The following is a 13,903-nucleotide window of genomic DNA, read 5'->3' on the forward strand; positions in this document are numbered from 1 at the left end:
CACGCCCGGGCTTGCCCCGGGCATCCATCGCACTTCGAAAGATGGATCGCCGGGTCAAGCCCGGCGATGACGAGTTCAGGAAGCTGCAGCCGCTCGTTCAAAATACTGACAGGAGTTCAAATCAATGGCTGCCAAGGACGTAAAATTCGCCGGAGACGCCCGCGACCGCATGCTGCGCGGTGTCGACGTGCTCGCCAATGCCGTGAAGGTGACGCTCGGCCCGAAGGGCCGCAACGTCGTCATCGAGAAGAGCTTCGGCGCTCCCCGCATCACCAAGGACGGCGTCACCGTCGCCAAGGAGATCGAGCTCGAGGACAAGTTCGAGAACATGGGCGCGCAGATGCTGCGCGAGGTCGCTTCCAAGACCAACGACACCGCCGGTGACGGCACCACCACCGCGACCGTGCTGGCGCAGGCCATCGTCCGCGAGGGCGCCAAGGCGGTCGCCGCCGGCATGAACCCGATGGACCTCAAGCGCGGCATCGACACCGCGGTCGCCGCCGTGATCAAGGACATCGAGAAGCGCGCCAAGCCGGTCGCCTCCTCCTCGGAAGTCGCCCAGGTCGGCACCATCTCGGCCAATGGCGATGCCGCGATCGGCAAGATGATCGCGCAGGCGATGCAGAAGGTCGGCAACGAGGGCGTCATCACCGTCGAGGAAAACAAGTCGCTCGATACCGAGGTCGACATCGTCGAGGGCATGAAGTTCGACCGCGGCTATCTCAGCCCCTACTTCATCACCAACGCCGAGAAGATGACCGCCGAGCTCGAGGATGCCTACATCCTGCTGCACGAGAAGAAGCTGACCGGCCTGCAGTCCATGCTGCCGGTGCTGGAAGCGGTGGTGCAGTCGGGCCGTCCGCTCCTGATCCTCGCCGAGGACGTCGAGGGCGAGGCGCTGGCAACCCTGGTGGTCAACCGCCTGCGCGGCGGCCTCAAGGTCGCCGCCGTCAAGGCGCCAGGCTTCGGCGATCGCCGCAAGGCGATGCTGGAGGATATCGCGATCCTGACCGGCGGTCAGCTGATCTCCGACGACCTCGGCATGAAGCTCGAGAACGTCACGGTCAACATGCTCGGCCGCGCCGGCAAGATCGTGATCGACAAGGAGAACACCACGATCGTCAAGGGCGCCGGCAAGAAGAAGGACATCGACGCCCGCGTTGGCCAGATCAAGGCGCAGATCGAGGAAACCACCTCGGACTACGACCGTGAGAAGCTGCAGGAGCGCCTTGCCAAGCTCGCCGGCGGCGTTGCCGTCATCAAGGTCGGCGGTGCGACCGAGGTCGAGGTCAAGGAGAAGAAGGACCGTGTCGAGGACGCGCTGAACGCGACCCGCGCCGCGGTGCAGGAAGGCATCGTGCCGGGCGGCGGCGTGGCGCTGCTGCGTGCCAAGAAGGCGGTCGGCCGTCTCACCAACCCGAATGCCGACGTCCAGGCCGGCATCAACATCGTGCTCAAGGCGCTCGAAGCTCCGGTTCGCCAGATCTCGGAGAACGCCGGTGTCGAGGGCTCGATCGTGGTCGGCAAGATCCTCGAGAACAAGTCGGAGACCTTCGGCTTCGACGCCCAGACCGAGGACTATGTCGACATGGTCGACAAGGGCATCATCGACCCCGCCAAGGTGGTGCGCACCGCGCTGCAGGACGCCTCCTCGGTGGCCGGCCTGCTGGTGACCACCGAAGCCATGGTCGCCGAACTGCCCAAGGACGCAGCACCGGCAATGCCGGGCGGCGGCGGCATGGGTGGAATGGGCGGCATGGGCGGCTTCTAAGCCCGGTCAGAACATTCGCATCGAGATCGAAGGCCGCCTCCGGGCGGCCTTCTTTTTTGCGATTTGATGACGATCAGGATGTAAGGATCATCGCATGTCCCGCGACGCCAAATCACTGACGACAACGCTCGTGCTGTTCTACGCGATCGGCGCGGTGCTCGCGTTGCGCGCCTATGCCTTGGACAGCATCGATGATTTTGCGGTCGTCTTGATGATCTGGATCAAGCACACGCTGATGTTCATCGTCCTCGGCGCCGGCTATTGCCTCTACTACGTCATTTCCGGTTCGACCGGTCACCGTCCAAAAGCGCCGCTGCGGTTTCTGGAAATAGCCTTTCTGGCTGCGGCTACCACGCTCGAGGTTGGCATGCGGATGCACAGTTGAGCGCAAAGATCGAAGGGCGGATTAGCGAAGCGTAATCCGCCGAATGTTCACGCGAGCGGCGGATTACGCCTTCGGCTAATCCGCCCTACCGGCTACCTGCCTACGCGACGCAGATGTCAGCCACCGCCACCTTCTGGAACAGATGCGGCGACGCCACCGCCGAGGCCGGATAGGCCGCGAGCTTGGCCCTGAACTCGGGGTTGGCGAAGGCGGCCCGGAAGGCGGCGGTCGACTCCCAAACCGCGTAGTTCAGATAGGCCGGGCTGTCGCCGAGCGCGCGGTGCAGCTGGGTCGAGATGAAGCCGGACTGCCGCTTCATGATGGCGGCGTCGGCCTGCCAGGCTTTCAGAAAGATCTCCTCGTCGGCCGCATCGAGCGTGAAGAGATTGACGAGCACGATGTTGCTGGCATCGACCGCGAGCTGGCGGTCGATCGGGAATGCGGGATCGAGGGGGCGCATCTGCGGCATGGCTGGCTCCGTTGATATGGTGCTATGATGTCATTTCGATCAGATGGATACATAATATCTTGACATCATGATGTCAATATCAACTTATGGTGACAAATGCCGCAGACCAAGCGAACGCCGGCCGGCGAAGCCCTGAGCGACCTGATTCTCGACCTGTTCAGGCTCAACAGCCTGCTGTTCACCGCCGGCGACCGGATGGTGGCCGGACTTGGCCTGACCAGCGCGCGCTGGCAGATCCTCGGCGCCATCGTCACCACTGAGCGCCCGCAACCGGTCGCGTGGCTGGCGCGCGACCTCGGCGCTGCCAGACAGAACGTGCAGCGGATCGTCAACGACCTGCAACGGGACGGGCTCGTCACCTTCGAGGCCAACCCGCATCACCGCCGCGCCCAGCTCGTCGTGCTGACCGACAAGGGACGGCACGCCTTTGAGGCGGCCATGCGCCTGCAGCTGCCCTGGGTGAACGGCCTCGCCGACGGGCTGTCGATGAAGGACATCGAAACCGTGAGTCGCGTTGTCAGCACGCTGCGCGCCAGGCTGGAGAGCGGACAGGAACCCGACGACCGCGCATGACGGCGATTCTGGAAGCGCCGCCGTTAGGCGGCCTTCTTTTTTGGCCAATGAGACGGAGGTTTGCTAGTTACGACGGAACCGATTCTGCCCTTCGAGGACTCATCGTATGCGCGCGCTCCCGCTCCTGCTGCTCGGTCTTGCCGTCGCCTCGGCGCCTGCTCTCGCCCAGATGAAGCTGCAAACCAAGGCCGCGCCGACGGGCGGCCCCGAGACGCGCTATTTCACCTCGATCGACGGCCTGATGGACGGCAATGCCGACGTCGTGCTGAAGGAAACCCGCCAGGGCAAAACCGTGACCGCGGCCGTGCTCGACGTCTGCTATCCCGCCGACAAGAGCTCGGACCGCAAGGACCGCTTCGTCGCCAACCTCGCCGTCAACGGCCAGACGCTCTCCGGCACGACCCAGAGCGTCGCCGACAAGCAGCCGATCACGATCAAGCTGAACCGCAAGCAGACCGGCGACAGCTTTGAGTTCCGCGGCCAGATCACGATCGGCCAGAGCGTGACCGAGGTCGCCTCGACGGACAATTCCGATCTCAGCGAGAAGGAATTCCAGGACAACCAGGCCACCGAGGACGGCATCACGCCGCAGCCGAAGGACTTCACCGACGTCTCGCCGGAAGCAATCAGCGTTCGGGTGAAGCTCGATGCCGCGGCGGATTTCCTCAAGAGCCTGAAGGGCGAGGCCGTCGAGATCGGCACCTCCAGCCTCGCGGTGACCTGCGATGCGATGCGCTCCGGCGAGCAGACCCTCAACCTCACCGTCGATCCGGAGCACGCCAGCGCGCTGCTTGCCAAGGCGAAATCGACGCCCGGCGTGACGGCGGCCGGTTGGACCAGCGGCGTGGTCGAGATGGACCGCACCATCCGCTTCGCCGCCACCGACTGGCGCGAAGGCGACAAGATCAACAAGGACAAGCTCGCAACCGCGATCGCGGGCGTGCTGGCGAAGACGCTTGCGGCAAAGCCCGCCTCGGCGACCTGGAATGCGAATACCGGCAAGCTCAAGCTGGTGCTGAAGCGGCCGAGCGCGGTCTACCCTGCGCTCGGCCTCACCCAGAATTACGAGGTCACCGCCCTCGTCTCGCCCGACAAGCCCGGTAGCTCCGACAAGCTGATGCTGTGGGTCTCGAGCCCCACTGTCTCGACGTCGGACGACAGCGCCGGCGCCAAGCTCAATCTCTCCGACGATTCCAGCAGCGACGAGGAAGGCAGCGAGGCCAAAGACGACAACGGCGCGATCGACGCGCTGGTCAAGGAGCTCAAGGGCCAGCGCTGGGACGCCGACAAGTCGGTGTGGCGCTGAAGCCGGCGCGCTCGGGAATTCAGGCCGTCCTGCGCTTCAACGGCACGACGTTGTCGCGCGCCGCCTCGGGAGCGGGGTCCGGACCGGACTGAAGCATCCCGTCATCCCTGACGAACAGTTCAGAGCGAGGATCGATCGCAAGGCGCTCGAACAGCGCTTGCAACTCGGGCCGAAGTCCGTCGCCGCACAGCGCGGCGATCGAATGAAATTTGCGCATGATGTTCTCCTCCATGCTGCGGGCAACGATTGCGCGTTGGCGTGTTGCGGGCCACCCGCTTTCCGATTGCACGATGGCGTTCGAGAAGCGGCGCTAAGCGCTATATCGGCCAAGCGGAAGCCTGTCTGAAGTGTGAGCGCATGTCCGATCCGGAATCGGGTGGCTCGACACGCGTCTTCGAATGCTTATTGCGCGCATCGGGACAGCGCCGGTCGCGATACCGGCAACGCGCAAATGGAGACGAAGAGATGTCAGAGGAAAACAAGACCATCGTAGGCCGGTGGTTCAAGGAGTTCTGGGGCAACCCCTGGAATCCGCGCATCATCAACGAGCTCGCCACATCAGACATTGTCGTGCACTACCCGATGCACGAACCGAAGAAGGGCCGCGCCGCGGTCATGAAGTTCATGACTGAGTTTCGCGAAGCGTTTCCGGATCTCAATTTCCGGGGCGTCGGCGATCTCGTCGCGGAAGGCAATCTCGTTGTCGGCCGCTGGGAAGGCGGCGGCACCCACACCGGACCTGCGTTCAGCGACTTCCGGCTCGGCTCGCTGCCCGCGGCCTCCGGACGCAAGATGACATTCGCCGGCACGACCGTGCTGCGCGTGCAGGACGGACGGATCGCAGAAGAGCTCGGACAAGAAGACGCGATCACCGCCATGCTTCAGCTCGGCCTCATCCGCTTGCCCGAACCGGACGGCGCCGCGACGCGGCCCGGCGGCGAACTGCCTGCCGGCTGGAACAACATGCCGGGATCGGCGGCGGCCTCACGCTGAACACGGCTGCGCGGCGTGATTGCATCATGACTTCCGAGCGCTGGTCCCATGCGTTCGGGTTAGGCCAATCGATCGGCTTAGTGAAATTGAAGCTCTCCAGGCTGCCAACTTACTGGACGTATTCCAATGTTACTGCGCCGGCATCGCATCGCATCTTTTGATGCAGTGCCGCCGCAGTCTCTCCGCAGCGGCTCTTCATCAAGCCGGAAAGATCAGGCACGTCGTCGTGCCATGTGCGAGCAGCCGCCCCTTCTCGTCGGTGACCCTGCCTTCCGCCGTGCCGATGCGGCGGCCGCAATTGAGCACCTGGCCCTCGGCGCGGATCGGGCCGGTATCCGGCGTGATCGGCCGCACCAGCGAGATCTTGAATTCGAGCGTGGTCTGGCTCGTTCCGGCATCGAGCGTCGACTGCACCGCAAGGCCCATGCAGCTGTCGAGCAGCGTCGCGGTGAGCCCGCCATGCACGGTGCCTGCCGGATTGAGATGCGCATCCGTCGGCAGCAGCGTGACGACGACGCGGCCGTGCTCGGCTTCAGTCACGTCATAGCCGAGCGTCCGCGCGATCGTGTTGAGCGGCAACGCGCCGCTGGCGAGCCCCTGGACGAATGCGAGGCCGCTCATCTTGAGTTTTTGTTCGGCACTGACGGTGCCGTAGCTCTTGGCCATTGCTGATCTCCATCGGCTCATTGCATCGTGATGTTTGGCAGCCGCTTCCGTCGCAGCGAGACGGGCGAACGGCCGTAGAGTTTTGCGAATGCGGCGTTCATGCGCCTTGCGCTGGAGAAGCCGGCGCGCTGCGCCACCAGAGAGAGCGGAAGATCGCTCTCGTCGATCAGGCGCTTGGCGCGCTGCACGCGCAGCGAGAGCGCGACCTGCAGCGGCGAGGCATCGAGATGCTCGGCGAACAGCCGCGACAGATGCCGCGCACCGATGCCGAGCCGATCGGCCAGCGCAACGACATTGCCGCGGTCGAGGGCGCCCGATTCGATCAGCGCCAGCGCGCGCTCGACCGTGGTCCTGGTGCCCTTCCATGCCGGGCAGAACGGCGCCGCCTCGGGACGGCAGCGCAGGCAGGGCCGGAAGCCGGCGCGCTCGGCCGACGCGGCGCTGCCGTAGAACCGCACATTGCGGGCGAGCGGCGTGCGCGCCCGGCACACCGGACGGCAATACACGCCCGTCGTCCTGACCGCGACGAACACGATGCCGTCCCAGGCCGGGTCGCGGCGCTGAAAGGCTGCATACTGTGCGGCGAAGTCGAGCATGCCATCGCTATAGCGACGCCCGCGCGCCGCGACGACCCGCTTTGCGGAGACGGCGTCCGGAAACGACCGCCTGGAACTAGAGGCGCTTGGTCATGAACAGGCTGAGCGGATCGGGCGCGTAGCCGCCGAACGGCGGGCACTCCTGGTAGCCGGCGGCGCGATAGAGCCCGATCGCCTCCGGCTGCCGGATTCCGGTCTCCAGGCTGATGCGCGCGATCCGCCGGTCGCGCGCGGCGTCCTCCAGCGCGTCGAGCAGGCGGTGGCCGAGCCCGTGTCCGCGCGCGTCGGCCCGCACGAACATCCGCTTCATCTCGGCGTGCTCGGGTGCGATGAGGCGGAAGGCGATCGACCCGACCACCTCGCCATCGCGGCGCGCGACGAGGAAGACCGTATCCGGGACGGCCAGCGTCTCGACGGCGGCGAGGTGATTGCTATCGGGCGGATACAGCGCCTGCATGTGGGCGTCCGACAGATCGATCAGCTGCCGCACGTCGGGCCGCCGCGGGTCTTCGGGGGCGATGCTGATGTCAGGCTTGTGCATCTCTGGCCCAATGCAGGTCGTCGTCGCGATTGTCGGCCGCCCTCACCGCCCCGTCAATTTGCGGGGACTGCGACCAAAAGACTTCGTGCTGCCGCAGTTCGGTCACCGAAAATTAAGGCTCGATTTAGTTTCGAGGATCATCCTTTGCGTCACCGAACACGGGTCACGCCATGCAAGACCGCGAGCCGATCAGTCCTGGGAGCATCTGGCCAACGGATGTGACGGAGGGTCATTCGCCGGCGCAGACGGCGGACCTCTGGGACGTCTCCAACGAGAACCACGACGCCGCCCTGCTGCTGCGGGAGCCGTTCGCCGACCGGATCGGCACCGCGCTGCTGGCAGCCACCGCACTGGCCGCATGCTTCGTGCTGGGATGGACCGGCGGCGCCAACTGGCACGATTTTGCGGCTCCCGCGCCGGTCCCGGTGGCCCAGAAGGAAGCGCCGGTCCCGCATGTTGCCGAGACGCGGCCGAGCCCAAGAAGCGAATCGAGGGGCGAGCGCCGGACCGCGTCGAACGCCGACCCCGCCGTCACCGGCAGCATTCCGAAGAACACCCCTGCCAGCCCGCGCCCGCTCGCTCTCGGCGCCGCGCCCACCACCCTGAACGCGCAGGCCGCCGCGCTCGGAACGAAGCAGCCCGCGGGAGCAGCGGCGGAGACGCGGCCGAGCACCATTCCCGGATGGTCAGTGGTCGAAGTCCGCGACGGCACCGCCGTGCTCGAGGGGCCGGAGGGCGTCAAGATGGCCGCACGCGGCGACGTCGTCCCAGGCCTCGGCCGGATCGATTCCATCGTGCGCTGGGGCAATCGCTGGATCGTTGCCACCGGAAGCGGATTGGTCGCAACGCCCTGAGCCCGCGCGATGCAGCAGCGCGATGAGTTCGTCACTTCTTGCTTGGGCATGATCTTTTCGGAAAACCGCTTCGCACTTTTCCGGATCATGCCCTAGTTGCTGTTGATCACGAAACGCAGCTGCCTGCTTCCGATGAACGTGACCTGATCACCCTGCCGCCGCCAGCTCGTCGTGTCGCCGAGCGCGGCGAGCAAATCCTTGTCGGCCTGCGCCCGGTCCGGTGCGCAGTTGCGGTTCTCCATCGCGCCGGGGACGAACACGATGGTGTTGCCGGCAACCGAGAACTGGCCCTTGCCGCCGTCGCACCACAGCTCGAGGATCACCTCGCCATTGTCGCCGACCTCGATCGAGGGAATCCGCTTGGAGCCCGGCATCCGCGCGGCATCGAGCGTCATCACGAAGCCGAACGGGAATTCTTCCTGGGCCTGTACCGGCCCCGCGCCAAGCGTCGCCGCAACGACCACCAACGCGGCCATGCCGCCGTTCAGAATCCGCTTCATCGAGATCATGCCATTCCCAGCAATTGCAACGCCGCCCTTGTATGGGACGAGGCTGCGATTGGCCAGAATGGCGGCGCGAGAAAAAGCGCTTGAAAAGCAAAATCCCCGCGGGCTCGCACCCGCGGGGATCTCCGTTTGGGCGACGCCTCGCCTCGTTATTTCAGAACCATCGCCGTGAACGGGTAGACATAGGCTTGCAGGGTCACGAACAGACCGACCAGGCACGCCAGCACGATCGAGTGCAGGAACACGTAGCGCAGGATCGACCCTTCGTGGCCGTACCAGTTGGTCGCGGTGGAGGCGACAACGATCGATTGCGCGTCGATCATCTTGCCCATCACGCCGCCCGAGGAGTTCGCCGCCGCCATCAGGATCGGCGACAGGCCGAGCTGCTCGGAGGTGATCTTCTGCAGATTGCCGAACAGCACGTTCGAGGCGGTATCCGATCCGGTCAGCGCCACGCCCAGCCAGCCGAGCAAGGTGCCGAAGAAGGGATAGAGCACGCCGGTCGCCGCGAAGGCGAGGCCGAGAGTGGCGTCGACGCCGGACAGCCGGGTCAAGGTGCCGATCGCCAGCATCGCCGAGATCGTGATCAGCGAGATCGCGCAGAGGCGGATGGTGCGGCCATACTCGGCAATCAGCTTGGCAGGCGAGAAGCCCATCAAGAGACCCGAGATGATCGCGGCGATCAGCATGCCGGTGCCGGTGAACGACAGGTAGGTGAAGCTGAACACGGCGCCTTCGGGCGTCGGCTTGGCGGCCACTGGCGGCACCTTGAAGATCAGCTTGTCGAGCTCGGGCACCGCATAGTTCCAGGTGAAGTTGGCGTTCGCCCAGGTCTTGAAGGCGCCATTGCCCCAGATCAGCATCAGCACGCAGACGATGATCCACGGCAGCAGCGCGCTCCACAATTCGCCCTGGGTCAGCGGTGTCTTGTCGAGCGGCGGTGCAGCCGCCATCGTTGCCGCCGATTCATCGCGGCCGCGCAGCGCGGGCGACAGCCAGAGCTGCCGCGGCTGCCAGACCTTCAGGAACAGGATCAGCGCGCCCATCGAGATCAGCGAGGCGCCGATATCGACGATCCAGGGATTGATGTAGTTCGAGATCACGAATTGCGGGACCGCAAACGACACGCCGGTGACCAGGATCGCCGGCCAGATCTCCTTCATGCCGCGCCAGCCCGCGAACGCCCACACCACCCAGAACGGCACGATCAGCGAGAACAGCGGCAGTTGCCGGCCGACCATGGCGCCGAGGATGTAGGGATCGAGCCCGGTGACCGAGGCGAGGCCCTGGATCGGCGTGCCGAGCGCGCCGTAGGCGACCGGCGCGGTATTGGCGATCAGCGACAGGCCGGAGGCTGCGAGCGGCGAGAAGCCGAGCCCGATCAGCACCGCACCGGTGATGGCGACCGGCGTGCCGAAGCCCGAGGCGCCCTCGAAGAAGGCACCGAACGAGAACGCGATCAGGAGCAGCTGCAAGCGGCGATCCTCGGTGACGCCGCCGACGGCGCGCTTCAACAGCTCGAACTTTCCGCACCTCACCGTGACCTGGTAGAGGAAGATGACGTTGAGCACGATCCAGCCGATCGGAAAGAACCCGGTGACGATGCCGAGGATCGATGCGCGGATCGACATGCCGGCCGGCATCGTGAACACGAAGATCGTGATCAGGTTGGTCACGATCACGGCGACGATGGCGGCGATATGTGCCTTCACCTTGCCGCTGGCGATCAGCACCAGCAGCGTAACCACGGGAATGGCCGCCGACAGCGTCGACAGCCCGGCATTCCCCAGCGGGTTGTAGATTTGATTCCAGGTGCTCATCTCGGGGTCCTTCCCACGTTCTTTTGCAGCGCCCCGGCCTCGGTGCAGGCAGGCGCGCCGGTGCGATTGCGGGAGTCCGTCGGAAGAATTGCAGCCCCGGCTCGCGAATGAACGATCGGTAAGGATCGCTCACATCCTCGCGAAAAATCGAAGGTCCCCCGCCCCTCGCCGTTGTCGTCATGCTAGGGTTGACTCGATCGCCGGGACAAGCCAACGCTTGCATGCCAGACCTACGACTTTAGTCGAGGACCACGCCGATTGTCCCGATTCTTCAGGCCGTTGCGGCCACTTCCCCGGAGACGATAATCTGTGAACAACATTCGCTCGACGCTCGCGACGGTGTGGCGCATCGCCTCGCCCTATTTCAACTCCGACGACAAATGGGCAGGCCGCGGACTGTTGGCCGCGGTGGTGATCATCGAGCTCGCCACCGTCTTTCTGACCGTGCTGTTCAACCGCTGGAACAACGTTTTCTACAACGCGCTGCAGGAGCGCGATCAGGCGGTCTTCACCTATCAGATCGGTTATTTCTGCGTGCTCGCGGCGTTCTGGATCGGCCTGAAGGTCTACCAGCTCTATCTCAATCAATGGCTGCAGATCCGCTGGCGGCGCTGGATGACCACGCGCTATCTCGGCGGCTGGCTGCACGATGCCAACCACTACCGCATTCAACTACTCGGCGATGCCGCCGATAACCCGGATCAGCGTATCGCCGACGACACCCAGCGCTTCGTCGAACAGACCCTGACGCTCGGGATCGGATTGCTGAGCGCCGTGGTGACGCTTGCTTCCTTCGTGTTCATCCTGTGGGGCCTTTCCAATCAGGCGCCGCTGCATCTTTTCGGCAAGGACATCGCGATTCCCGGCTATCTGGTATGGGGCGCGCTGATCTACGCGATCCTCGGAACGGTCTTGACCCATGTGATCGGCAGGCCGCTGGTCGACCTCAACTTCCGGCAGCAACGGTTCGAAGCCGATTTCCGCTTCAACCTGGTGCGGACCCGCGAGAACGCCGAGCAGATTGCACTGCTCCGCGGTGAACCGGCCGAGCGCACGCGATTACTCGATCGCTTCGGATTCGTGGTCGGGAACTGGCTCGACATCATGCAACGAACCAAGAAGCTGACCGCGTTCACCGCGACCTATTCGCAGGCCGCCGTGATCTTCCCCTATGTGCTGATCGCACCGGCCTATTTCGCCAACAAGATCCAGCTCGGCGGCATGATGCAGACCGCTTCCGCCTTCAGCAGCGTGCAGGACTCACTGTCGTTCTTCATCACGGCCTACCGGACGCTGGCTGAATGGCAATCGGTGGTCGCGCGTCTCGATGGCTTCGAGAACTCGATCCGCGGTGGCGATGCGCTCGCGCAGCGGCAGGACATCATCCACGTCAAGCCCACAGCCGGCGACACCATCGATCTCGACGATCTCCTGGTCACCCTGCCGGACGGCAAGCCGCTGCTCGCGGCTGACGGCTTCAGCCTTCGCGACAATGAACGCACCCTGGTCACCGGTCCCTCCGGCGCCGGCAAGTCCACGCTGTTCCGCGCGGTGGCCGGCATCTGGCCGTTCGGCCGCGGCGCGGTCCAGATCCCCGCCAATGCCAGCCTGATGATGCTGCCGCAACGTCCCTATCTGCCGATCGGCTCGCTGCATGACGCGGTGGTCTATCCGGGCAAGGCCGCGCAATTCGATGCGGGACGGGTCCGCGAGGTTGTCACCGCCGTCGGACTGCCGCAGCTTGCGGCGCGGCTCGAGGAAGAAGCGCACTGGAACCGGATGCTGTCGCTCGGCGAGCAGCAGCGGCTCGGCATCGCCCGGGCGCTGCTGCATGCGCCGCAGTTCCTGTTCCTCGACGAGGCGACGGCCTCGCTCGACGAGCCGTCGGAGGCCGCGCTGTACCGACTGATCGCCGAGAAGCTGCCCGACACCACGGTGGTTTCGATCGGCCACCGTTCGACGCTCGACGCCTTCCACCAGCGCAACATTTCGCTGGTCCGCGACGGCGACCGCTTCACCTTGCGTGACAAAATCGAGGTTGGAGCATCGTAAGCACGCCGGAGCTGGGGCTTTTGGCTTAATCGGCTTACCGTGCTTTCGGTTCACCTCTCCCCGGCGGGGAGAGGTCGGCGCGCAGCGCCGGGTGAGGGCTCTTACCCTCTCGATAGACCGTAACCCCTCACCCGATTTGCTCACGCAAATCGACCTCTCCAAAGGGAGAGGTTAGGCCGCCTGTGCTGCTCCAGTTCAGCCCGGCCTCACGACCATCAGGCGGCAATCCATCCAACAAAAAAGGGGCGGCAGATTGCTCTGCCGCCCCCGCGATCCTCGGAAGAGGAAATTACTTCAGGTTGGACATCGCGGTCAGGTCGACCGAGAGCTTGGCGATACCGGATGTGCCGCACCAGTTGGAGCCCGTGCCGCCCGGATTGATCGGGGTGACGTTGGTGGTTCCGCCCGCGGTGAAGTCGCTGGTGAAGGCGCTGCAATTGCCCTTCGACAGGTCGGTGTCGGAATAGCGCAGATCGAGCGTGAACACCTTGTAGGTGAAGCCGATGCCGATGTTCCAGGTGTTGTAGTCGGCATACTTGATGCCGTTCGGGAACGCCGGAACGCCGTAGAAGCTGTCGGAGGTGCCGAGCCACTGCCGGCCGAACTCACCCGACACATACATGCCGACGCCGCTGGTGCCGAACACGGTGCTCGGCGCGGTGTACTTGCCGATGATCGAGGAGTAGTTGCCCCAGGCGCCGGTGTTGAGGAAGTTGGGCGAGTAGTACTCGTTGATGGTGAACGCCCAGTTGTCGTTGATGGTCCAGGTCGCCTTGCCGTAGACTTCGAAGAACGAGACGTCCTTCTTCATCACGTTGCCGTTCAGCAGGGCGTTGGCTGCGCACTCCGGGCTGAGCAGCTTGCCGGCGGTGTCGGTCGGCGCGCCGAAGTAGCAGGTTCCACCCGGATACAGGTAACCCCAGACACCGATGTCGAAGGCGAAGGCGCCGAAGGTCGGGCGGATACCGCCGTAGACGTCGACTTCGGCCGCAGCACGGTTGGCGAAGGAGATGCTTTCGGTCGAGGTGCCGATGTAGAGCTGCAGGTCCTTGTTGACGTTGTAGCGCGGCTCGAAATAGGCGGTGACCGACGGATTGTGGTTCGACTGGGTGACGCCGCGGAAGATGTAGTCGCTCACGATGCCGGCGCCGAAGGCGACGTCCCAGGGATCGAAAGGAGCCGGCGGCGGCGCCTTGACGGCCTTCACCGCCATGTCAGCTGCCATTGCCGAGCTCGAAATCATTGCTAGCGCCGTTGCTAACAAGGCCAGTTTCTTCATGACGATCCCCATCTACTTTTCCAGACAGCCCAGCTCCGGTGGCCCCCAGGGCGCGCGATAACGGACTGCAACTAAATCGCGTGGGATCAATC

General features: G+C 64.8%; 15 protein-coding genes. 7 read left to right on the forward strand and 8 right to left on the reverse strand.

Translation table 11 applies throughout. The features are described 5' to 3' along the window. Nucleotides 1-124: 124 nt before the first annotated feature. Both groL and AAFG07_RS35700 read left to right on the forward strand, forming a co-directional pair. Complete coding sequence (gene groL / locus AAFG07_RS35695; RefSeq protein ID WP_342724339.1) at nt 125-1,771, forward strand: chaperonin GroEL; 1,647 nt, start codon at nt 125-127, stop codon at nt 1,769-1,771. Nucleotides 1,772-1,865: 94 nt separating this feature from the next. After that, nucleotides 1,866-2,156 (forward strand): hypothetical protein, encoded by a 291-nt coding sequence (locus AAFG07_RS35700; protein ID WP_342724340.1) that lies wholly within the window; start codon nt 1,866-1,868, stop codon nt 2,154-2,156. A gap of 100 nt (nt 2,157-2,256) precedes the next feature. Here the strand turns inward: AAFG07_RS35700 and AAFG07_RS35705 are convergent, their stop codons facing one another. Next, on the reverse strand, nt 2,257-2,625 hold the full coding sequence (locus AAFG07_RS35705; protein ID WP_342724341.1) for an antibiotic biosynthesis monooxygenase family protein: 369 nt from the start codon (nt 2,623-2,625) through the stop codon (nt 2,257-2,259). Nucleotides 2,626-2,721: 96 nt separating this feature from the next. On the opposite strand from AAFG07_RS35705, the gene AAFG07_RS35710 reads away from it, so the two are divergent. Then, the gene (locus AAFG07_RS35710) at nt 2,722-3,198 is read left to right on the forward strand and encodes a MarR family winged helix-turn-helix transcriptional regulator (RefSeq protein ID WP_342724342.1); all 477 of its coding nucleotides are present in this window, start codon (nt 2,722-2,724) and stop codon (nt 3,196-3,198) included. A gap of 106 nt (nt 3,199-3,304) precedes the next feature. Further along, nucleotides 3,305-4,504, forward strand: coding sequence for a hypothetical protein (locus AAFG07_RS35715; RefSeq protein ID WP_342724343.1), 1,200 nt, complete (start codon nt 3,305-3,307; stop codon nt 4,502-4,504). A 19-nt stretch (nt 4,505-4,523) separates the two neighbouring features. Here AAFG07_RS35715 and AAFG07_RS35720 read toward each other — a convergent pair whose 3' ends face one another. Beyond that, nucleotides 4,524-4,721, reverse strand: a complete 198-nt coding sequence (locus tag AAFG07_RS35720; RefSeq protein ID WP_342724344.1) for a hypothetical protein — start codon at nt 4,719-4,721, stop codon at nt 4,524-4,526. 248 nt (nt 4,722-4,969) lie between these two features. On the opposite strand from AAFG07_RS35720, the gene AAFG07_RS35725 reads away from it, so the two are divergent. Then, nucleotides 4,970-5,497, forward strand: a complete 528-nt coding sequence (locus AAFG07_RS35725; RefSeq protein WP_342724345.1) for an ester cyclase — start codon at nt 4,970-4,972, stop codon at nt 5,495-5,497. A gap of 198 nt (nt 5,498-5,695) precedes the next feature. Here AAFG07_RS35725 and AAFG07_RS35730 read toward each other — a convergent pair whose 3' ends face one another. The 3 genes from AAFG07_RS35730 to AAFG07_RS35740 all read right to left on the reverse strand — a co-directional run bounded on the left by AAFG07_RS35730 (nt 5,696) and on the right by AAFG07_RS35740 (nt 7,300). After that, entirely contained in the window at nt 5,696-6,163 is a 468-nt protein-coding gene (locus AAFG07_RS35730) for a PaaI family thioesterase (protein WP_092124048.1), read from the reverse strand. 17 nt (nt 6,164-6,180) lie between these two features. After that, entirely contained in the window at nt 6,181-6,759 is a 579-nt protein-coding gene (locus AAFG07_RS35735; protein ID WP_342724346.1) for an Ada metal-binding domain-containing protein, read from the reverse strand. Between the two features lie 76 nt (nt 6,760-6,835). Continuing rightward, nucleotides 6,836-7,300 (reverse strand): GNAT family N-acetyltransferase, encoded by a 465-nt coding sequence (locus tag AAFG07_RS35740; protein ID WP_342724347.1) that lies wholly within the window; start codon nt 7,298-7,300, stop codon nt 6,836-6,838. 218 nt (nt 7,301-7,518) lie between these two features. Here AAFG07_RS35740 and AAFG07_RS35745 point away from each other — a divergent pair, with 218 nt between their 5' ends. Then, on the forward strand, nt 7,519-8,154 hold the full coding sequence (locus tag AAFG07_RS35745; RefSeq protein ID WP_342724348.1) for a hypothetical protein: 636 nt from the start codon (nt 7,519-7,521) through the stop codon (nt 8,152-8,154). Between the two features lie 92 nt (nt 8,155-8,246). Here AAFG07_RS35745 and AAFG07_RS35750 read toward each other — a convergent pair whose 3' ends face one another. Together AAFG07_RS35750 and AAFG07_RS35755 are read right to left on the reverse strand one after the other, a co-directional pair. Further along, nucleotides 8,247-8,663, reverse strand: coding sequence for an META domain-containing protein (locus AAFG07_RS35750; protein WP_342724349.1), 417 nt, complete (start codon nt 8,661-8,663; stop codon nt 8,247-8,249). 146 nt (nt 8,664-8,809) lie between these two features. Next, nucleotides 8,810-10,480, reverse strand: coding sequence for an L-lactate permease (locus AAFG07_RS35755; protein WP_342724350.1), 1,671 nt, complete (start codon nt 10,478-10,480; stop codon nt 8,810-8,812). Nucleotides 10,481-10,789: 309 nt separating this feature from the next. Here AAFG07_RS35755 and AAFG07_RS35760 point away from each other — a divergent pair, with 309 nt between their 5' ends. Further along, complete coding sequence (locus tag AAFG07_RS35760; protein WP_342724351.1) at nt 10,790-12,532, forward strand: ABC transporter ATP-binding protein/permease; 1,743 nt, start codon at nt 10,790-10,792, stop codon at nt 12,530-12,532. 289 nt (nt 12,533-12,821) lie between these two features. On the opposite strand, the gene AAFG07_RS35765 is transcribed toward AAFG07_RS35760, so the two are convergent. Then, nucleotides 12,822-13,811, reverse strand: coding sequence for a TorF family putative porin (locus AAFG07_RS35765; protein ID WP_342724352.1), 990 nt, complete (start codon nt 13,809-13,811; stop codon nt 12,822-12,824). Between the last annotated feature and the right edge of the window lie 92 nt (nt 13,812-13,903).

It is taken from the genome of Bradyrhizobium sp. B097, from assembly GCF_038957035.1.
GTDB lineage: Bacteria > Pseudomonadota > Alphaproteobacteria > Rhizobiales > Xanthobacteraceae > Bradyrhizobium.